Source organism: Chamaesiphon sp. OTE_75_metabat_556 (genome assembly GCF_031378165.1).
In the GTDB taxonomy this organism is placed as follows: Bacteria; Cyanobacteriota; Cyanobacteriia; order Cyanobacteriales; family Chamaesiphonaceae; genus Chamaesiphon.
Genome location: NZ_JANNDR010000566.1, coordinates 9,451 through 26,886, shown reverse-complemented (window position 1 = coordinate 26,886; position 17,436 = coordinate 9,451). Strand labels below are relative to the sequence as shown.

At 46.7% G+C, this 17,436-nt stretch carries 27 protein-coding genes and 1 riboswitch; of the genes, 9 read left to right on the top strand and 18 right to left on the bottom strand.

Features of this window, described 5'->3' with window-relative positions; translation table 11 throughout:
* The 5 genes from RMO27_RS22300 to RMO27_RS22280 form a co-directional block, all read right to left on the bottom strand.
* Positions 1 to 773 (bottom strand): hypothetical protein (locus RMO27_RS22300; protein WP_309736718.1); only part of this gene is annotated, 773 nt, incomplete at its 3' end.
* Positions 774 to 1,119: 346 nt separating this feature from the next.
* Complete coding sequence (locus RMO27_RS22295; RefSeq protein ID WP_309736716.1) at positions 1,120 to 1,269, bottom strand: hypothetical protein; 150 nt, start codon at positions 1,267 to 1,269, stop codon at positions 1,120 to 1,122.
* A 16-nt stretch (positions 1,270 to 1,285) separates the two neighbouring features.
* Positions 1,286 to 1,693 carry a KTSC domain-containing protein gene (locus RMO27_RS22290; RefSeq protein WP_309736714.1) on the bottom strand — a complete coding sequence of 136 codons (408 nt, stop codon included), beginning with the start codon at positions 1,691 to 1,693 and terminating at the stop codon, positions 1,286 to 1,288.
* 131 nt (positions 1,694 to 1,824) lie between these two features.
* The gene (locus tag RMO27_RS22285; RefSeq protein ID WP_309736713.1) at positions 1,825 to 1,953 is read right to left on the bottom strand and encodes a hypothetical protein; all 129 of its coding nucleotides are present in this window, start codon (positions 1,951 to 1,953) and stop codon (positions 1,825 to 1,827) included.
* 66 nt (positions 1,954 to 2,019) lie between these two features.
* On the bottom strand, positions 2,020 to 3,345 hold the full coding sequence (locus tag RMO27_RS22280; protein ID WP_309736711.1) for a dihydroorotase: 1,326 nt from the start codon (positions 3,343 to 3,345) through the stop codon (positions 2,020 to 2,022).
* A 213-nt stretch (positions 3,346 to 3,558) separates the two neighbouring features.
* On the opposite strand from RMO27_RS22280, the gene RMO27_RS22275 reads away from it, so the two are divergent.
* The 3 genes from RMO27_RS22275 to lepB (RMO27_RS22265) all read left to right on the top strand — a co-directional run bounded on the left by RMO27_RS22275 (position 3,559) and on the right by lepB (RMO27_RS22265) (position 5,195).
* Complete coding sequence (locus tag RMO27_RS22275; RefSeq protein ID WP_309736708.1) at positions 3,559 to 3,732, top strand: hypothetical protein; 174 nt, start codon at positions 3,559 to 3,561, stop codon at positions 3,730 to 3,732.
* A gap of 19 nt (positions 3,733 to 3,751) precedes the next feature.
* Entirely contained in the window at positions 3,752 to 4,477 is a 726-nt protein-coding gene (lepB, locus tag RMO27_RS22270; protein WP_309736707.1) for a signal peptidase I, read from the top strand.
* A 76-nt stretch (positions 4,478 to 4,553) separates the two neighbouring features.
* Complete coding sequence (gene lepB, locus RMO27_RS22265; RefSeq protein ID WP_309736705.1) at positions 4,554 to 5,195, top strand: signal peptidase I; 642 nt, start codon at positions 4,554 to 4,556, stop codon at positions 5,193 to 5,195.
* Here lepB (RMO27_RS22265) and RMO27_RS22260 read toward each other — a convergent pair.
* The 5 genes from RMO27_RS22260 to cobG all read right to left on the bottom strand — a co-directional run bounded on the left by RMO27_RS22260 (position 5,192) and on the right by cobG (position 8,807).
* Positions 5,192 to 5,557 (bottom strand): type II toxin-antitoxin system PemK/MazF family toxin, encoded by a 366-nt coding sequence (locus RMO27_RS22260; protein ID WP_309736703.1) that lies wholly within the window; start codon positions 5,555 to 5,557, stop codon positions 5,192 to 5,194. The genes lepB (RMO27_RS22265) and RMO27_RS22260 overlap by 4 nt on opposite strands.
* The gene (locus tag RMO27_RS22255; RefSeq protein WP_309736701.1) at positions 5,535 to 5,783 is read right to left on the bottom strand and encodes a hypothetical protein; all 249 of its coding nucleotides are present in this window, start codon (positions 5,781 to 5,783) and stop codon (positions 5,535 to 5,537) included. Before RMO27_RS22255 ends, RMO27_RS22260 begins: the two co-directional genes overlap by 23 nt.
* 55 nt (positions 5,784 to 5,838) lie before the next feature.
* The gene (locus RMO27_RS22250) at positions 5,839 to 6,549 is read right to left on the bottom strand and encodes a precorrin-2 C(20)-methyltransferase (protein WP_309736699.1); all 711 of its coding nucleotides are present in this window, start codon (positions 6,547 to 6,549) and stop codon (positions 5,839 to 5,841) included.
* Positions 6,549 to 7,202: a precorrin-8X methylmutase gene (locus RMO27_RS22245; RefSeq protein ID WP_309736697.1), complete on the bottom strand. Its 654-nt coding sequence runs from the start codon at positions 7,200 to 7,202 to the stop codon at positions 6,549 to 6,551. The genes RMO27_RS22250 and RMO27_RS22245 overlap by 1 nt, the downstream gene beginning before the upstream one ends.
* 141 nt (positions 7,203 to 7,343) lie before the next feature.
* Positions 7,344 to 8,807, bottom strand: coding sequence for a precorrin-3B synthase (gene cobG, locus RMO27_RS22240; protein ID WP_309736695.1), 1,464 nt, complete (start codon positions 8,805 to 8,807; stop codon positions 7,344 to 7,346).
* Between the two features lie 51 nt (positions 8,808 to 8,858).
* A riboswitch (cobalamin riboswitch) is annotated at positions 8,859 to 9,009 on the bottom strand.
* 241 nt (positions 9,010 to 9,250) lie between these two features.
* On the opposite strand from cobG, the gene RMO27_RS22235 reads away from it, so the two are divergent.
* On the top strand, positions 9,251 to 9,460 hold the full coding sequence (locus RMO27_RS22235) for a hypothetical protein (protein WP_309736693.1): 210 nt from the start codon (positions 9,251 to 9,253) through the stop codon (positions 9,458 to 9,460).
* A gap of 150 nt (positions 9,461 to 9,610) precedes the next feature.
* Here RMO27_RS22235 and cofH read toward each other — a convergent pair whose 3' ends face one another.
* The 4 genes from cofH to RMO27_RS22215 form a co-directional block, all read right to left on the bottom strand.
* Positions 9,611 to 10,774, bottom strand: a complete 1,164-nt coding sequence (gene cofH, locus RMO27_RS22230; RefSeq protein ID WP_309736691.1) for a 7,8-didemethyl-8-hydroxy-5-deazariboflavin synthase subunit CofH — start codon at positions 10,772 to 10,774, stop codon at positions 9,611 to 9,613.
* Positions 10,775 to 11,004: 230 nt separating this feature from the next.
* Entirely contained in the window at positions 11,005 to 11,223 is a 219-nt protein-coding gene (locus RMO27_RS22225; protein ID WP_309736689.1) for a type II toxin-antitoxin system HicB family antitoxin, read from the bottom strand.
* Complete coding sequence (locus tag RMO27_RS22220; protein ID WP_309736688.1) at positions 11,223 to 11,477, bottom strand: type II toxin-antitoxin system HicA family toxin; 255 nt, start codon at positions 11,475 to 11,477, stop codon at positions 11,223 to 11,225. Before RMO27_RS22220 ends, RMO27_RS22225 begins: the two co-directional genes overlap by 1 nt.
* 33 nt (positions 11,478 to 11,510) lie before the next feature.
* Positions 11,511 to 11,834 (bottom strand): DUF433 domain-containing protein, encoded by a 324-nt coding sequence (locus RMO27_RS22215; protein WP_309736686.1) that lies wholly within the window; start codon positions 11,832 to 11,834, stop codon positions 11,511 to 11,513.
* Positions 11,835 to 11,884: 50 nt separating this feature from the next.
* On the opposite strand from RMO27_RS22215, the gene RMO27_RS22210 reads away from it, so the two are divergent.
* Positions 11,885 to 14,467 carry a M1 family metallopeptidase gene (locus tag RMO27_RS22210; RefSeq protein WP_309736684.1) on the top strand — a complete coding sequence of 861 codons (2,583 nt, stop codon included), beginning with the start codon at positions 11,885 to 11,887 and terminating at the stop codon, positions 14,465 to 14,467.
* A 148-nt stretch (positions 14,468 to 14,615) separates the two neighbouring features.
* Here the strand turns inward: RMO27_RS22210 and RMO27_RS22205 are convergent, their stop codons facing one another.
* Positions 14,616 to 15,194 carry a Uma2 family endonuclease gene (locus tag RMO27_RS22205; protein ID WP_309736682.1) on the bottom strand — a complete coding sequence of 193 codons (579 nt, stop codon included), beginning with the start codon at positions 15,192 to 15,194 and terminating at the stop codon, positions 14,616 to 14,618.
* A gap of 18 nt (positions 15,195 to 15,212) precedes the next feature.
* Entirely contained in the window at positions 15,213 to 15,374 is a 162-nt protein-coding gene (locus tag RMO27_RS22200) for a hypothetical protein (protein WP_309736680.1), read from the bottom strand.
* Between the two features lie 287 nt (positions 15,375 to 15,661).
* On the opposite strand from RMO27_RS22200, the gene RMO27_RS22195 reads away from it, so the two are divergent.
* Complete coding sequence (locus RMO27_RS22195; RefSeq protein ID WP_309736679.1) at positions 15,662 to 16,027, top strand: GIY-YIG nuclease family protein; 366 nt, start codon at positions 15,662 to 15,664, stop codon at positions 16,025 to 16,027.
* Between the two features lie 4 nt (positions 16,028 to 16,031).
* On the top strand, positions 16,032 to 16,196 hold the full coding sequence (locus RMO27_RS22190; RefSeq protein WP_309736677.1) for a hypothetical protein: 165 nt from the start codon (positions 16,032 to 16,034) through the stop codon (positions 16,194 to 16,196).
* Between the two features lie 84 nt (positions 16,197 to 16,280).
* On the opposite strand, the gene RMO27_RS22185 is transcribed toward RMO27_RS22190, so the two are convergent.
* Entirely contained in the window at positions 16,281 to 16,610 is a 330-nt protein-coding gene (locus RMO27_RS22185; RefSeq protein ID WP_309736675.1) for a type II toxin-antitoxin system PemK/MazF family toxin, read from the bottom strand.
* The gene (locus RMO27_RS22180) at positions 16,594 to 16,791 is read right to left on the bottom strand and encodes a hypothetical protein (protein WP_309736674.1); all 198 of its coding nucleotides are present in this window, start codon (positions 16,789 to 16,791) and stop codon (positions 16,594 to 16,596) included. Before RMO27_RS22180 ends, RMO27_RS22185 begins: the two co-directional genes overlap by 17 nt.
* 244 nt (positions 16,792 to 17,035) lie before the next feature.
* On the opposite strand from RMO27_RS22180, the gene RMO27_RS22175 reads away from it, so the two are divergent.
* Both RMO27_RS22175 and RMO27_RS22170 read left to right on the top strand, forming a co-directional pair.
* Positions 17,036 to 17,227, top strand: a complete 192-nt coding sequence (locus RMO27_RS22175) for a hypothetical protein (protein WP_309736672.1) — start codon at positions 17,036 to 17,038, stop codon at positions 17,225 to 17,227.
* Between the two features lie 25 nt (positions 17,228 to 17,252).
* Entirely contained in the window at positions 17,253 to 17,414 is a 162-nt protein-coding gene (locus tag RMO27_RS22170) for a hypothetical protein (RefSeq protein ID WP_309736670.1), read from the top strand.
* Positions 17,415 to 17,436: the final 22 nt, after the last annotated feature.

The window sequence follows — 17,436 nt, the reverse complement described above, 5'->3', positions numbered from 1 at the left end:
GCTGCAGCACCGCCAAAGATCGTACCAAGGATCGAAAATGGTTCGGGAACCGCTTGAACCCCACTCGTCGTACGCAGGCTCACCCGGTTAAGTGCAAAGTTATAGCCGTCGTTATTGATAAGATCCGTCGTATTAAACACAACGCTGGTAATATCAGCACTATCACTGGTAAAACCGAAAAATTCCGCAGAGTTGTCAGCTAAGGCACTAGTAAGAGCATCATTAACAGTCGCCGTCTGCGAGCCACCGTTGCCGAAAAAAGCGGTAATCGTACCTCTAAATGGAGAGACACCAACTTGCCCGGAGCCGTGATAGAAAAGACTATTAAGCTGTGTGCCCACTGCCGAAACGGGAGTAGCAAAACTCAAGGTCAGGCCACTAATACCATTAGCACTACCTTTATTCCAATAAACGGCATCATTAGGTGCAAAATTCCCATTCCAGAACGTGGTGTTTGCTGTAGCACTACCAGGTAAGCTGGCCTCATCTGTATATGGAGTTGAATTTTGGCGGCGAACCTCTCCAAATGCTCCAGCTTGGCTACCTGTGACTGTGATACCACCTGCTGAGAGGGTGGTAAAATTTGCTGGTGCGCTGGTGAGCTGGGTAATTGGATTCGACCAATCTACAAAGTCATTTGCGCCCAAGGCATCACGACTACTGACAAAACTCAGATTTGCCGACCAAGCGGTTGTAGCTGTAGTTAAAGCGATCGCCGTTGTTGCCGAAACGATCGAAAATTGTAAAATACCCTTGCTCAATGCATATTTCATTAACTAGTCATTCTCCTCAAGTTTTGATTAAATAGTTTCCCAATATATTGCCAGGAGAATTTTTGGGTTCACCAGATTTTCCACAGCATTAAATTTATCAGATCGAATCAACTTTCTTTTACCAGTACTAGTCCACACTGTGAACTGGTGTTCTCAGGAACAGAGATAATCAAAGTTTAAGTTTGCAAACTCAATCTATTCCTTAATAGTATTAAGGTATTTTTTACTACTAATAATTAACCACACGTTAGCAGTTTTGATTCTTGATGAAATCGGCAAAATAGCTGACTCGATCTGCGATCGAGTAACAAATGCATCCTAATTGCCACGTAAATAGCGGCTGTAGTTAAACCGTCCTAATCTTATTTATAAATGTTGTATCTTTATAAAGATGAAAAATTTCTACTGTTTTAATGAATTTATGATTCTGTCCGGCGATCGGATCTGTTCGGAATGTTAATGCGGCACCCACGATCGCGACTATTATCTGTGTCATACTCACAAGTCGCCAATTAATCGATTTTTGTGGAGGGATAGTAGCCTTTGATTTCTTGGTTGTAAAAGCTACCGATCGAATCCGTTGCTTGGAGATCTTCCCACAGCTCTGGCTCGACTTCTGAGTATTGATAAACAGAGCCATTATTAAACTCAATTTGTAAGATCTCGCGATCCTCATCGTAGCCAACTTGAGCAGCCATCGTCGAACAGGCTGGTAACATCTCGATCGGTTCTACGCAAGGCTCAATGGCTGGTGTGGAGGCAATAATTCGATCCAGAAGTTGCAAGCCTTCATATGCTGCTAATGGCGCGGGAATTTCGATATACTCAATCTCATCTTCGCGTTCGATCAGCAGCTTGAGTCCATTTTCATCATGCGCGATCGCTCTCAAGCTGCTCAAATCGATTTTACTTAGTTTCATCTGAGTTGCTACTCCGGCTAGAAGTGCGATCGTTATTAACGGTATAGTACTATTTTACCAAGAAAATAACTCATTTGGAGATCGCGCAGTAGTTTTACGCATGATGGCTGAGTACAAAAAACAGAGCTTTGTCAAGTTGTCAAACATGCCATCATCGAGCGATCGAGAAATTCAATTGAATCGCCAAGCTTTGCCGTTAATGTCCGATCGAATCTCACCCTTCTCATAGACAATATTTCCATTGCAGCATAATCTTTCATGGCAAACTTCTCTGCGGATGAACAGTTTCCCACAGCAACTACTATTGCGCTCCGCTTTTTAGGGCACTAGGGCTTTTCTATAAATCTCAAAGCTTTACCTTTAATCTCCGATCGAATCTCTCCTTTCTCATACACCACATTTCCATTGACGATCGTGTAGACAGGATAACCGGTTAGATTCCATCCTTCAAATGGACTCCAACCGCATTTTGTCTGTAAATCTTTGCGTTCTACAGGATGATAATTTTCGAGATCTACTAATACTAAATCTGCGTCGTAACCGATCGCGATTGCGCCTTTATTCGGAATGTTATAAGCTTTAGCGACTGCTGTAGACATCCAATTGGAGACTTGCTCGATCGAGCATTTGCCAGCGACTGCTTGGGTGAGCATCACAGGGAGAGCTGTTTCGACTCCAGGCATTCCCGATGGAGTATTCGGGTATCCTTTAGCTTTTTCTTCGAGAGTATGAGGGGCATGATCTGTGGCGATGAAATCGATCGTGCCATCTAATAAACCCGCCCACAATACATCATTATCATGATGCGATCGCAGCGGTGGATTCATCTGCGCGAGAGTACCGATGGTGGCATAGGCATCGGTATTGAGCATCAGATGTTGGGGGGTGACTTCGGCTGTCACCCAGGCGGGTTTGTGTTGGCGCAGAAATTCGACTTCGATGGCGGTGGAGAGATGGAGAATGTGGAGGCGGCGTTGATATTTTTCGGACAGTTGTAAGGCTAGTCTCGTCGCATTGAGGGCAGCGATATCGTCTTGAATTTGGGAATGAACAGCCGGATCGGTGCTACCCGCAAATTCCTGTTTGCGCTGGTTGATGCGGGCTTGATCTTCAGCGTGGACGGCAATCAGGCGATCGCCTTGGGCAAAAATCGGTTCTAAGGCGGCTGCGGTATCGACGAGGAGATCGCCATGCGCCGAACCCATGAACACCTTGATGCCGCAGGTAGGGCTGGCTGTGCGAATGTCTGGCAAGTTGGCGGGAGTCGCGCCGATAAAGAAGCCGTAATTGACGATGCTCTTGCGGGAGGCGCGATCGAGTTTATCATCGAGAGCTGCCTGGGTTATCGTCAAGGGTTTGGTATTGGGCATCTCTAGAAAGGACGTCACCCCGCCTTTGGCGCAGGCATAGCTGGCAGTGGTGAGATCCTCTTTATGCTCCAATCCTGGTTCCCGAAAATGGACTTGCGGATCGATGATACCGGGCAACAAAACCAAACCAGTTGCGTCAATTTCTCTAGTGGCATCGGTAGTAATAATTTCCGCCGCAATCTCGACAATGCGTTCGCCCTGAACTAACACATCACCAGTCAACCAGCTACCATCAGCCAAGAGGATGCGAGCATGACGGATGAGCAAAGAATTTACGTTCATACTCGATCGGTAAAAATAAAGGGCATAATGGTCTATGGATGAAATCATTTTAGTCGAGATCGACTGGGTGGCTAGCTCTGAGAGCCGCTAAATCGATTCTCTTGCTGCGCAGGCAGACGCTTCGCGAACGCGTTGGTGTAAGCCTGCGCTTACAGAGAGGCTACGCCAACGATTCGTTCGGCACAGCGCAATTGCCCGCTGCGGGAGTTGTAATTGACAATCCGCGATCGAGACTCAGGCTGCTGTATTTTAGACGATCTAGATCGGATTTTACAGCCCGATCGTTGCGATGGCGCAGAGATCTCGGCTCCGACTGAGGCTGGCACTAGATCGTTACCCTCCCAGACTCGTCAGCACTGGGAACCAATCGACTTATTCACTCATTGATATCCCCTTCAATCGTTTTATGGATTACGAACACAATCGATCGGAATCAGAATTGAAAACTCCCCCCGCAACTGATGTGACATCAGCAGCTCCAGCCACTACCGAATTAGCTAATTTGGCGATCAATGAAGTCAAGCCGACTGACACACCCAAAGTCGAAAATCCCTGGGTTGAGACGATCAAAACGATTGGATTGAGTGTGATATTGGCGTTTGGGATTCGGAGTTTTGTGGCTGAGGCGCGCTATATTCCCTCTGGCTCGATGTTGCCGACGCTGCAAATTGACGATCGCTTAATTATTGATAAAATCACTTATCGGTTTGGCAATCCCGTGCGGGGCGATATTGTGGTCTTCAATCCTACTGCCCAGCTCGAAAAAGAAAACTATAAAGATGCCTTCATTAAGCGCGTGATCGGCGTCCCTGGCGATCGGGTCGATGTCAAAGCTGGTAAAGTCTATATCAATGGCAAAGTCCTCCCCGAAAACTATCTCGACGAACCGCCAGCAAAAGACTGGAGTACTACCGATCGCTATGCTAGCGATGAGCTATATAAAGTGCCTTGGCCGGCAAATGGGGTCGTACCGCCAGGTCAGTATCTAGTTTTGGGCGACAATCGCAATAATAGTTACGATAGTCATTATTGGGGCTTTGTACCGCAGGATAAAATTGTCGGCAAGGCAACAGTGCGATTTTGGCCGATTAACCGTGCCGGCGGCCTCGATCCCCAACCGGATTATCGCTAAATCTAGCGACGGAAATTTCACGCGATCGATCGTCCCAGATCGGCCACTTATCTAGATCTTAAATTACAACGGTTTTATGGATGACGATCGAGAACGCCTCACCTCTAAACCCGAAACTAGCGATCCACTACCAAAAGCTGAACATCCGTGGGTAGAAACCCTCAAAACCATCGGCTTGAGTGTGGTGTTAGCTTTGGGGGTGCGGAGTTTTGTGGCCGACTCTCGATATATCCCCTCTGGCTCGATGCTGCCGACGTTGCAGATTAACGATCGCTTGATTATCGACAAACTCAGTTACCGATTTAGCGATCCCGTACGGGGTGATATTGTCGTCTTCCATCCGCCCGCCCAACTCGAACGCGAATTGGTCGCTAATGGTGAAAAAAAATTCCAGGAAGCTTTTATTAAGCGAGTTATCGGCATGCCGGGCGATCGGGTGGAGGTCAAAGGCGGTAAGGTGTATATCAATGGTAAAGTCCTCGCCGAAAACTATCTCGGCGAACCGCCGCGTTATCAATGGAGCAGTACCGAGCTAACTCCCGATGGTATCGTCCCGCCCAGTCATTATTTAGTCTTGGGGGACAATCGCAATAATAGTTACGATAGTCACTATTGGGGCTTTGTACCGCAGGATAAAGTCATCGGTAAAGCCATTCTCAGATTTTGGCCGATTAATCGCGCTGGCGGGATTACCCCTCAACCTGACTATAACAACTAGATCGATTCCCCAATACTTAATACCCTCGCCAATGCCTGAGAAATTTCGGTCATTGTTGTAACTGGGAGTAACCCAAGTTGCTTAATTAACCGTTGCTGTGAAATAGATCTCACCTGAAAAGTATCAGCCACTGAAGTCTTGCTCAAGCCATTATCGATATCCGGTTCGATCCTCACCAGCCAGGGGACATCAACAAAGGCATTATTCCAGCCAGTGATGGGTACGACAACCTTGAGCCGCAATACACCGATTTCATTGTTATTGACAATAATTGCTGGTCGAATCTTACCAATTTCGTCACCAATACTCGGATTAGAGTCATAAAGCCAGATTTGACCTCTAAGCATATTCTGAATACTCATAGAAGTTCTCAGTATTGCGATCGGTAAAAGTAGCCAGATCGCTATTTTCTGCATAGTAAGAACGCATCTTTTCTGCGGCAATTTCTAGATCGGTTCGATCTGGCTGTGGTGTTAGGGCTGGATGGCTTAACCGATCGCGAATTATTTTGGAAGTCACCTCCAAAATCTCTAACTGCTCCGCGATAGTCATAGTCTTGAGCGCAGCTAATAGCTCTGATTTGGTCATAGTTTTAGGATTTTGGTTCTCTTGTTGCGATCGAATGATAATCTTAAGTTTTTGCTTAAAATTGGGTTTTGCTGGGGATGATAATCATTGAAAAATAGGGGACATTACTCGGATCGACAGCTTCGATCGACACAATCCGCTGATCCTTAGCCGTGGCGCGTTCGATATATTTAGCGCGATCTAATAAATCTAGTTCACTTAAGACCTGCCGCACTTTCTCAAAATGACGGCGGAGCTTGATAATTGCGACTGCATCTGCATTGATTAATTGCTCTCTTAACGCTTTTGCTGAAAGGGTACCGGCGAGGACGCTAAATACATCATTTTGATAACATAAAGGCATACCAATCGCCGCTGCTGCCGCCATTGGCGATGAGATACCAGGGACAATCTCGGTGATAAATCGATCGGCTAAGCGGGTAAATAAATACATAAATGAGCCGTAAAATAACGGATCGCCAGCGCATAAGACCACCACATCGCGTCCCGCACCCAAATGTGCCGCGATCGGTTTAATCGCCTCACTGTACAATTCATAAGCGGCTTCGGGATCGAGGGCGCGGGGGAAATTAAAACAGACTTCGATTTGGTCGCCTTTGAGATAGGGTGCGACGATCGAGCGCGCTACGCTTTGATGGTCGGTTGCGGCTTGGTAGGCAACTACTGGAGCCGCCTGCAAGAGTCGATATGCTTTGAGTGTCAACAACTCCGGATCGCCAGGGCCAACCCCAATCCCGTATAATTTTCCCGTCTGAATTGCAACCATTATTCCTGCTCCGTGGCTAGTGCATTGACAGCAGCAGCAGCCATCGCGCTACCACCCCGTCGTCCGTGAATTGTCAGAAACGGTACGCCCCGACTATCGGCGGCGAGGGCGGCTTTGGATTCGATCGCGCCGACAAATCCAACGGGGAAACCGAGAATCAGTGCGGGTTTGGGTGCGCCTTCGTCGAGCATTTCAAGCAGTCTAAATAGAGCCGTGGGAGCATTGCCGATCGCGACTACAGCACCAGCCAAATGTGGTCGCCATAGTTCTAAAGCCGCAGCCGATCGCGTATTCTCTAATTGGGCGGCTAAAGCCGGGACTTGGGGATCTGGGAGGGTACAAATCACCCGATTTTCTACAGGTAAGCGCGTACGCGTCACGCCATCTGCTACCATCCGCGCATCGCATAAAATTGGTGCCCCACTTGCCAGTGCCTTGCGTCCAACCCGCACGGCATCGATCGAGTAATCTAGATCGCCGACGATATCAATCATCCCACACGCATGGATCAGTCGCACTGCGACAGTATTGAAATCGGCTGGTAAGGTACCGAGCTGGGCTTCCGATCGAATCGTGGCAAAAGATTGGCGATAAATTTCCGCCCCATCGCGGATGTACTGTAGGGGAGCGGGAATGGTGATTTTGGATGACATGTGGGAGTTGGGAGTTGGGAGTTGGGAGTTCGATTACGCTCACTGCGGGGAGCGGGGCGCGGGGAAAGATCATAGAGTTAATGTTTAATTTATCTGGCGATCGATTTCCGCTGCCGTTCGGATTTTGATGATGATGCAGACTCATTGACGGTTGATAAATGCTGGCAATGATTCTTGAGCATCTAATCTTCGCTGTTGATAATCCTCGATTAGTTTCCCAACGAAGATCGGGATGCGTTCGGGGGGTAACAGATCCCTTGATTCCTGCTCGAATGTGGCTCTAACCTCACCAATTTCTAATCGATAGCGACTACCTCGTTCGGAAGTTTCTGCCTCGCCCCACAGGGTTATATCCGCCAGATCGGGTTGAGCGCAAGATTTTTCGCAACCGCTGAAATGGATATTCAACGGTCGATCGAGCGTAAATTGAGCGGCTAAATACTCAGATAGGGCGATCGCATCGGCTTGAGTATCAGTCGCACTAAACTGGCAACCAGTCGCACCCGCACAGGCTCTCAACAAACTGCTCGGATGAGTGGCTGTTTGCACTAAACCTAGATCGTTAATTAATCCCTGGACTGTGTTCAGATCGATCGATCGGACATCGGGGATAATCACATTTTGCCAAGGGGTGAGGCGAATAGTCCCACTACCATACTGCACCGCGATCGATTCTAAACCTTTGATTTGCGCTACAGTCCACCTCCCCAACAGCAAGACGACACCCACATAGTATCGATCTGGTTGCCGTTGCTGCTGCGCACCTAAATGAAGATCGTTATTTACCTGGATATAATCTCGTTCGCGGAGCGTCCGTTTGGCGGAATCGAGTGAGGTGTTTTTAAAAACAAATTGCCTAGAACCTATGAATTCTCGTCGGACTAGTTCGCCAAACTCAGCCAAACCATCATCACTAATGACATCCCGCAGTCTTGGTTTTCGCCGCGTATCTCCACCAATTACCGTGATGCCCTGGAGATAACTCTGCGCGATCGCCGCCAACATCGGCAAACATTCATCGGTGGTTAAATTGACCCCCACAGGTTGCGGAGCTTCACCACGGTTGCCCATGCCTAGATGCAGACTAAATTCATCCTTGCCAATCGCGAGTAGCGTTATATCATTGGGTCGATCGAGAATGCCAACGCTCCCGCCACCATCGAAACCGACACTAAATTTATTCGATAAGCTACCCAACTCAGGGTGAAGATCTAAGTATTCCAGCCAAGCAGCAGCTAACGGGCGCACATCGATTAATTCCTGCGCGTCAATTCCTGCTGTCGGACTGAGCATGATATTCCGAATGCCATCGACAGCAGTATTACTTGCTGCCAATCCACACTCAGTTAATTTGGTTAATAAATCTCGATCTAAATCTTGTGATAGCGATCGCAGTTGTAAGTTCGCACGATTGGTAACTTGGACGTACTCTAAGCCGATCGTTTCTAGTAACTCGGCGATCATCCGACATTGTAATTCATTTAACACGCCACCCGGAATTCGCAACCGAGTCAACAAGCCATCACGCGCGATCGCTGGATGATAAATATCTGGACAGATCCTGGAGATCGTCTCTGTCAAAGCAAATGGTTCGATAGCAGACACTGACTCTAACTCCTTCCCCATGCGACGCAAGGAAATAGTGAATGTGAGTACCGCATGGGTACGCTCAAAGCACGGTATTCTGACTCGAAGCGTTCGCGCTCCATCACAGTTGCGGCACAGCCCTGGATTCTCACCAGACTTCCCCGATCCCCAAGCTTCATCAATTTAACATGAGATGGGGATCTTTAGGTTTTAGGCTTTAGGGGATAGTGAATAGTGGATAGTGGATAGGGAATAATAGGTTTAGATGTAAGCATCATTGCCCCCAGTCCCCCGTCTCCCTAGTGGAACAATCACTCGATCGACCCGTCATCAAGATTACATTCACATCGCCCTAGGTCGATAGTTCGGAAATCTCCACAATCCAAAATCCTCAAATCGGGGAATTCAGGCTACAATTGGCTGGAGTGTGAGTGAGTAAGTATAAATAACTATCAAAAGCTATGTCTTTCAGCCCCCTGACCCTAGATGCTCCCGTAGCAACCACCGCAGATCGCGCGGTTGGATCTGTTACTTCAGAGCACGAACAGCAAGTTGCTAAATTGATGAAGGCTTTATATCCAGCCGACAGACAAGAAAAATTCCTCGAACTTCAAGCGGAAGTTGATACATTGCTATCCCAGCTCCAAGCCTTGCAGAGAGTCCGCGCATAGGTTATTCAGCAAAAAATTTCCCACCCTCTAAAATAACAACTTTTAAATATCTAAATTTTATTAAAGAGCGATCGAATTTAATTCGATCGCTCTTGTTTTGGCTGGCCTCGAACAGCAGCCCCAACTGGGAAGATCTCAATGTTGCGAACTCTAGATTAATTCATACAGAGTACTGCGTTGGCAATAGTTGCGATCGATCGATCGAATCGCACCTTGTAGATCCGCCACTGATAGGCAAGTGCCACCCTTAGCTCCCGCCATCGTGGTAATATGCTCCTCCATCAACGTTCCACCCAGATCGTTACATCCCCAGGTTAGGGCGGTTTTCGCACCTTCTAGACCCAATTTGACCCAACTGGGTTGATGATTGGGGATATAGTTGCCCAAGAAGATTCGGGCTACAGCAGTTAGCAATAGATTGTCAGCTAAAATTGGTTGATCGCGGCCGACGCGACTGCGGAGCGGAGCAGGTGCTGATTCGCCGACGAAGGGGAGGATAATAAATTCGGTGATGCGGGTCGGAGATCGAGTATCTATTGCTTGGAGTTGAATTTGTTTTAATCGATCGAAATGGGCGATTTGCTGGCTGGGAGTCTCGATATGTCCAGCTAGCATGGTACTTGTCGTCGGCATCCCCAATTGGTGCGCGGCGGTAACAATTTCGATCCAAGTCGCACTATCGATCTTTTCGGGACAAATGACTCGCCGTACCGCATCATCCAATACTTCCGCCGCCGTACCTGGCATCGAACCTACCCCAGCCTGTTGTAAGGCGATAATGACATCGGCATAGCTTAATCCATCTTGACGCGCGATAAATTCGACTTCTTGAGGGGAAAAAGCATGAAGATGAAGCTGAGGAAAGGTAGTTTTAATCGCAGTAATTAACTCTACATAATAAGTCAGCGATCGACCCCCAATCTTGGCACCTGGATGCAATCCGCCCTGCATACAGATTTCTGTTGCTGCTAGTTCTACTGCGGCGGCGGCTTTAGCTAAAATTTGCTCGGTACTCAGCCAGAATGCGCCTTCGGTACCTTCATCGCGGCGAAACGCACAGAAGCTACAGTGCTGTTCACAAATATTGGTAAAGTTGATATTTCGGTTAATAACGTAGGTAACGGTATCGCCAACTTGTTGTTGGCGTAACTTATCGGCTGTTACTCGAATCTGTTCGATAATAGCTGGATCGGTTTGAGTCAGCAATAGCAGTGCATCTGCGGTGGAAATATCCCCACCTTGCAAGGCTCGATCGAGTATCCCCTCGATCGTGTTAACGTCTGAAGCGATAGGTGAAGTGGCGATTTCAGACATAGCAATGATATCCAGGATGAAAACAAAACGAGATCGACTATCGATCGCTATTGTATCTTCACAGATCGATCGAATGTGTCCTCATCCCCGTAAACAAACGAAAACGAGGCGATGGCGAGGGGTATCGAGCAAATCGATCTGGCCAAGCCACCGCCGCCAGATTTGGCAGTGGAGATCGACATTAGTGATTATATGTTCGCTTAAATAGCCCCAAATTTTATAAGGACTATTTAATTACTTAAGACTTTCATCTTCTCGATCGATCCTGCCACATCGGGTAACTTTTGCCCATATTTTTCGGCTGTTTCCAACCATAGATCGGTAACAATCTTTAACTCCGCTAGAACTTCATCTAAGGTTTCTCCTTGAGCCAAACAGCCTTTCAATGCGGGAATTTCGGCAACATAGCCACCTTCTTCACAAGGGTAAATCACAATTGGATACTGCATTAGTCTTCTTCCTCTTCTAGTTCTGGATCTGCTGATTCGATTAATTCTAAAGCTTTGCGAACATAGATCGCTTTGACTCGATTATTATGAACGGGAACGACAAAGGTTGTTTCTGCATATTTAAAAATATGGTGACTACCAGTAACTCGATCGAGATAAAAGCCTTCGTATTCTAGTAGATTGCGAATATCGGCAAAAGTGGCATTTTGGGGACTATTTGTCAGTCGATCGATTATTTTTTCTCGTTTGCCCATATGTTACTGCGATCTGTTTTTAAAAACTAGGAATCATTCATCGATCGCTTGTAGAGCTAGCATAATCTCTTCTGGATGAGCTTCTACATAATCCCAGGCGGTGGCTAGATCGCTCTCTGTAAGCTGGGGATACATCTGAAGTAAGTCTCGATCGCTACAGCCGAGATCCTGGGCATTGACTAGTTCCCAGATGGCAATCTGGGTATTGGCAATCCGTGCTTCGCCGCTAATAGTTTCTAGCGGTTTGGCAATTTCTGGCTGGATACTGACCAAGCTGTGCGTCAATAATTGGATGACGTGCTCTTTTTCGGCGGGAGTCAACGCTAGTAGCTGGGATTCTAAGTCTTGGAGCGTCATAATTTAAGATAAGCCTTAGATATCCAAACTAGAGGATTATTGATTTTATTATGCCTTACAGCCATCTCGATGAGAGCAACGGACACAAATCCTTTCAATTACCTGGTTCGCGCCCTCATTATAATCCCGATCGACCCGGACAGGTCGAGCATATCAGTCTAGATTTGGTGCTGGACATTCCCAATTCTAGTTTCACTGGTACTTGTGCGATTCGGCTCAATCCCGTGCGAAATGCGATCGAGTCATTGACGCTCGATGCTGTGGATCTGAAGATCGATCGCATCGAAATCGATGGTACCGATTGCGCGTTTAATTATGATGGGGAATTGTTACATATTCCCGTTAAAGTGAATGTTATTGCTGGCAAAATCTTGGATTTGGTCATTTATTATGGCGTAACTAACCCGCAGCGAGGTTTGTATTTTATCCATCCTGATGAACATTATCCCGATAAACCTACCCAAATCTGGACGCAGGGTGAAGATGAAGATTCGCGGTTTTGGTTTCCCTGTTTTGATTATCCCGGACAACTCGCAACTTCAGCAATTCGAGTGCAGGTACCGAAGGATTTTGTGGCGATTTCTAATGGTGAATTAGTCGAGCAGACTATCTTTGGTGAAGATCGCGTTTATCAGTGGATGCAAAAAGAGATTCATCCGACATATTTGATGACGCTGGCAGTAGGCAGGTTTAGTGAAATTTCCGATAGTTGGAATGGCAAGCCCGTTACTTATTATGTCGAGAAAGGACTGGAAGCATCAGCGAAATTGAGTATGGGTAAAACACCCCAGATGATTGAGTTCTTTAGTGAGAAGTTTGGCTATCTTTATCCATTCCCTAAATATGCCCAAGTTTGTGTGGCTGATTTCATCTTTGGTGGGATGGAGAATACTTCGACTACGTTGTTAATGGATCGGTGTTTATTGGATGAACGAGCATCTTTAGACAACTTTAATACTGAAAGTTTAGTCGCTCACGAATTAGCTCACCAATGGTTCGGCGATCTAGTCGTCATCAAGCACTGGTCGCACGCCTGGATCAAGGAAGGAATGGCTTCCTATTGCGAGGTATTGTGGACGGAACATGAATACGATAAAGATGAAGCTGCCTATTATTTACTCGGCGAAGCGCAAAGTTATCTAAGTGAAGATAGCGATCGCTATCGCCGTCCGATAGTTACGAATATCTATCGGGAAGCGATCGAGTTATACGATCGACACTTGTACGAAAAAGGTGCCTGTGTCTATCACATGATTCGGGCAGAATTGGGCGATGAATTATTTGATCGATTCGTACATACTTTCGTCAATGATAACGCACATAAAACAGTCGAAACGATCGATCTCTTACGGGCGATCGATAAATCCACTGGCCGGAATTTAGCCTTCCTCTTCGATCAATATGTCTATCGCGGCGGACATCCTGATTATAAAGTCGCCTACAGTTGGGATGGCGATAGTAAGTTAGCAAAACTGACAGTTACTCAAACCCAAGCTAAAGAGGGCGTACATATCCTCACCAATGACTTATTCGATCTGAAAATTCCAATCGGTTTTGGTTATGTCAAAGATGGCGTCGCTGATGTCAAAGTCACTAAAATTCGTGTCTACGAAAAAGAACAAGTTCTCTATTTTCCCCTCGAAACGAAACCCGATTTCATCAGCTTTGATGTCGGCAATAACTATTTAAAAACCGTCACCCTCGAATACCCCCTACCCGAACTCAAAGCGCAACTCAAGTCCGATCCCGACCCGATTTCGCGGATCTATGCCACAGAAGCGATCGCTAAAAAAGGCAATCTCGAAGCCGTCACCGCGCTGACAGAATGTCTCGCCACTGAAAAATTCTGGGCTGTCCGACTCGAAGCCGCCCAACAATTAGCGACAATTAAGCTCGATCTGGCTGTCACCAATCTCGTCGCCAAAATTGGTGATGAAGATGCCTTCGTGCGTCGCGCGATCGTCGATGAATTAGGTAAGATTAAAACTCCCGAAACCTACGCGGCAATTAAACAACTCGTCGAAGCCGGAGATGCTAGTTACTACGTCGAAGCTGCCGCCTGTCGCGCTCTGGGTGGGATGACTACCGCTAGTCTCAAAGACAAGCAGGAAGAAGTAATTACCCTCCTTACCGAAGTACTTAATACCCGCGCTGGCTGGAATGAAATCGTGCGGGCAGGTGCGATCGGTGGTTTGAGCAAAATCACCGATTCCGAAACAGCCCTAAACACCGTCATAGAGTATGTTAAACCGGGCGTACCTCAACCACTGCGATTGACATCAATTCGTGCCCTGGGCACGATTTCTAACGGTCAATCCGAAGCAAATCTGACAGTTATCGTTGAGAAGTTGGCCGAACTCGCCCGCGAGACGTTCTTCCTGACGCAAGTCTCGGTAGTCAATGCTCTGAGCCAGATGTCCACCGTCAAAGCGATCGGGGTATTGCAAGGTTTAGCCAACCAAAGCCCCGACGGACGCGTCAAACGGATCGCGGATGAAGGGGTACAAAAAGTCCAGAAGAAAATCGGTTCAGATGGAGCGGTGAAACAGTTACGTGAAGAGTTGGAAGAAGTTAAGAAAACCAATCAGGAATTGAAGAGCCGATTGGAAAATCTCGAAGCTAAGAGCAAATAGAGATCGGCACAACCAATGCTAGATTCCCGACTTCTTGAAGAAGTTGGGAATCTGTATCTGTATCAAATTTTTTCGGTTCGATCGAACGATCGTGTAATTGAGATCGATCGCAACCATATCATCCTCATCTGATCGATCGTTGACTAGGCTAGCTCCATAAAAATCTAGTATCGAGTATAAATCCTGGTAATACGTCTTCTCCTGATAAGGATTCAGGTGCAGTCAAAAGTTCGGGTGGCTTCCCAATTCGATAAATAGCGGCGCGTTTGCCTTTGGGATCTAGCAGCCAAGCGAGCCGACAACCACTTTCCATATATTCCACCATCTTTGCTTGAGTTTGAACCCAAGAATCAGAGCGCGACATGAGTTCGAGTGCAAAATCTGGGCACAGTGGCAAAAATCCCCTTTGCTCATCTGGTGTGAGCGCTTCCCATTTATCAATAGTAATCCAGGCTACATCAGGCGATCGATCTCCGCCTGCGGGTAGCTCAAAACCAGTGGAAGAATCAAAGGTTTTCCCTGCTTTGCTGGTACGATTCCAGAGTCCGATTTCTAGATTCAGATCTGAATTCCAGTTTCCGGTTTCACCACCAGTGGGAGCCATAACGATTAAATTGCCTTGTTTGTCTCGTTCCAGTTTCATATCTGGATTGTCGTCAGCAATCTGCCGAAATTGGCTGCGGCTAAGATTGGAGATCGAGTTTAGATTGATGGTAAGGGCTGCCATGACTGGAAAGTATAGTCACTACTGTTTAATTTTAGCATCTGGAAACAGATAGATTCTGGTCAGATCGATCGCAGCCATATCATCCTCATCTAATCGATCGATCGAATCATCAAGATAGATTTTCCAGTTGAGGCGGTTACCCTCAATGGCTTTGGCTGGATATTGGGATAGTGAAGCCATTACCTACGGTAGGTCAAAGACCAACGGGTTTGTAGATTGCAAACCAAATCGGGGTCGTGAGTAGGACTCGTTGGCGTTGGCGAAAGCCTGCCGTAGGCACAGCCTCTCTGGAAGAGAATCGATAGGTTAAAATAGAGCTTAGACAAATAGCAAAGAATGGCATATTAATATCATGCTGACTCTACTCGAATTTCGTCTCGAAAGGCTGTGCCAAATCCGATAAGCGAGAGGAAAGAGGAACTGCCCAACAGATGTGTTCAATATCTTTCGATCTTCTAGCTTAGATAATGACTGATTTACAGCAACAGGCACGAGAAATACTAGGTCGGTTAGCATTTATAGATTTCGATCTGTGTCTAGAAATCGACCGAACTTTCAATCATTTACCTCGTGCGCCTGGTATTTATGCGATTCGCCATCGCACCGATGGACTCTTGTACTTGGGTAAGACAAACGATCTGAGTACGCGGTTTAATGGGGGTCATAAGTCGTTTACTTGGGCGTGGCTCGATCTTTATCAGCCCAGTGATGTGAGGATTGCAATTGAAAGGCTCGACCGCTGGGGGAAAGCAGAGTTATTATTAGAGTTAGAGGCTATTTTGCTCAGGGCAACAGAACCGCCGTATAACGTTAAGATTCCCATGGAGCGTTAAAGCTATGCAATCGAAGACATTAGAACAACTTACGCCAACTGCTGCTCAGGCGATTCTAGAAAACTTGCCGGAACGAATTAGATTAGCGTTTATTAATCGATCGACTGAGATAGATTTTCCAGTTGAGGCGGGAACCCTCGATGGCTTTGGCTGGATATTTGGATCGTGAGGCGAATACCTACGGTAGGTCAAAGACCAACGGGTTTGTAGATTGCAAACCAAATCGGGGTCGTGAGTAGAACTCGATCTGATTTTATAACCCTAACCAGATTTGGATCGATCTCACTAATTGTTCCGCGTCAGGATCGGCTAATCTGCCAATTGTCTTCGTAACCAAGCTCTGGTGAACGGTATACAAACCTCTCTTGACGGCTGTTTCGAGCTTTAATCCTGCGGCTGCCCATTCAGACAGGATAAATTCACCCTCAAGTAGCGATGAAGTTTTGCTGGTTAGAGGGACGATAATTAAATCTTTGGAAATATGCTCGGCATTGACGACAACGGCAGGTCTGATTTTTGACCCAGACAAATCTGAGAATGGCAATTGAACTAAGATGATGTCGTCTTTAGTGTAACTGGGCATAGATATCATCCTCGCCGTTATCCCAAACGGCTGCTAGTGAGGTTTGGCTAGCTTTGAGCCAGAACTCACTCTCATCATCAGGTAGGATCGTCACGAGTATTCTCGTTCCATCAGGAATAGAGATTGGCTCTGACAATTCAACTTTTCCCTGTGAAAAGGTTGCCCAAACTGTTTTTGGCATTGGTTGAATCCCACAATACAAGGGTTATTACTCTAATTGTACCTAGAGATTTGTGTACTAGCCCAGAGATCGACTGAGATAGATTCTCCAGTTGAAGCGATGAACGAGATGGCTTTGGCTGGATATTTGGATCGTGAGGCAAACGGGTTTGTGGATTGCAAACCAAATCGGGGTCGTGATTAGAACTAGATCGGTACGTTAAAATAGATCCTAGGCAAATAGCAAGGAAGGGCATATTAATATCATGCTGACTCTACTCGATCGAATCAATCAAAAGCTACCACAAGCACCCGAATCAGTCTTAGAGCAAGTTTGGACGATTCTCAATGCTGCCAATGAAGATGAAGAACTGTATGCTGAATTCGATCGGTGTGAGGCTGCTAGTGATAAAGATGAAGCTCAAATCGAAGCAATGCTAGCAACAAAAGGTTTGTAAATGGCTAGGATGAAGCGTTAAAGCTATGCAATCGAAGACATTAGAACAACTTACGCCCACTGCTGCTCAGGCGATTCTAGAAAATTTGCCGGAACGAATTAGATTAGCGTTTATAGATCGATCGACTGAGATAGATTTTCCAGTTGAGGCGGGAACCCTCGATGGCTTTGGCTGGATATTTGGATAGTGAGGCAATTGGATTTGTAGAT

Bases quoted from the DNA above. Each gene is read 5' to 3' on its own strand.
- RMO27_RS22295 (WP_309736716.1), bottom strand. From the start codon at position 1,269: ATGACACAGATAATAGTCGCGATCGTGGGTGCCGCATTAACATTCCGA.
- RMO27_RS22290 (WP_309736714.1), bottom strand. From the start codon at position 1,693: ATGAAACTAAGTAAAATCGATTTGAGCAGCTTGAGAGCGATCGCGCAT.
- RMO27_RS22285 (WP_309736713.1), bottom strand. From the start codon at position 1,953: ATGAAAGATTATGCTGCAATGGAAATATTGTCTATGAGAAGGGTGAGA.
- RMO27_RS22280 (WP_309736711.1), bottom strand. From the start codon at position 3,345: ATGAACGTAAATTCTTTGCTCATCCGTCATGCTCGCATCCTCTTGGCT.
- lepB (WP_309736707.1), top strand. From the start codon at position 3,752: ATGGATTACGAACACAATCGATCGGAATCAGAATTGAAAACTCCCCCC.
- lepB (WP_309736705.1), top strand. From the start codon at position 4,554: ATGGATGACGATCGAGAACGCCTCACCTCTAAACCCGAAACTAGCGAT.
- RMO27_RS22260 (WP_309736703.1), bottom strand. From the start codon at position 5,557: ATGAGTATTCAGAATATGCTTAGAGGTCAAATCTGGCTTTATGACTCT.
- RMO27_RS22255 (WP_309736701.1), bottom strand. From the start codon at position 5,783: ATGACCAAATCAGAGCTATTAGCTGCGCTCAAGACTATGACTATCGCG.
- RMO27_RS22250 (WP_309736699.1), bottom strand. From the start codon at position 6,549: ATGGTTGCAATTCAGACGGGAAAATTATACGGGATTGGGGTTGGCCCT.
- RMO27_RS22245 (WP_309736697.1), bottom strand. From the start codon at position 7,202: ATGTCATCCAAAATCACCATTCCCGCTCCCCTACAGTACATCCGCGAT.
- RMO27_RS22235 (WP_309736693.1), top strand. From the start codon at position 9,251: ATGTCTTTCAGCCCCCTGACCCTAGATGCTCCCGTAGCAACCACCGCA.
- cofH (WP_309736691.1), bottom strand. From the start codon at position 10,774: ATGTCTGAAATCGCCACTTCACCTATCGCTTCAGACGTTAACACGATC.
- RMO27_RS22225 (WP_309736689.1), bottom strand. From the start codon at position 11,223: ATGCAGTATCCAATTGTGATTTACCCTTGTGAAGAAGGTGGCTATGTT.
- RMO27_RS22220 (WP_309736688.1), bottom strand. From the start codon at position 11,477: ATGGGCAAACGAGAAAAAATAATCGATCGACTGACAAATAGTCCCCAA.
- RMO27_RS22215 (WP_309736686.1), bottom strand. From the start codon at position 11,834: ATGACGCTCCAAGACTTAGAATCCCAGCTACTAGCGTTGACTCCCGCC.
- RMO27_RS22210 (WP_309736684.1), top strand. From the start codon at position 11,885: ATGCCTTACAGCCATCTCGATGAGAGCAACGGACACAAATCCTTTCAA.
- RMO27_RS22205 (WP_309736682.1), bottom strand. From the start codon at position 15,194: ATGGCAGCCCTTACCATCAATCTAAACTCGATCTCCAATCTTAGCCGC.
- RMO27_RS22200 (WP_309736680.1), bottom strand. From the start codon at position 15,374: ATGGCTTCACTATCCCAATATCCAGCCAAAGCCATTGAGGGTAACCGC.
- RMO27_RS22195 (WP_309736679.1), top strand. From the start codon at position 15,662: ATGACTGATTTACAGCAACAGGCACGAGAAATACTAGGTCGGTTAGCA.
- RMO27_RS22190 (WP_309736677.1), top strand. From the start codon at position 16,032: ATGCAATCGAAGACATTAGAACAACTTACGCCAACTGCTGCTCAGGCG.
- RMO27_RS22185 (WP_309736675.1), bottom strand. From the start codon at position 16,610: ATGCCCAGTTACACTAAAGACGACATCATCTTAGTTCAATTGCCATTC.
- RMO27_RS22180 (WP_309736674.1), bottom strand. From the start codon at position 16,791: ATGCCAAAAACAGTTTGGGCAACCTTTTCACAGGGAAAAGTTGAATTG.
- RMO27_RS22175 (WP_309736672.1), top strand. From the start codon at position 17,036: ATGCTGACTCTACTCGATCGAATCAATCAAAAGCTACCACAAGCACCC.
- RMO27_RS22170 (WP_309736670.1), top strand. From the start codon at position 17,253: ATGCAATCGAAGACATTAGAACAACTTACGCCCACTGCTGCTCAGGCG.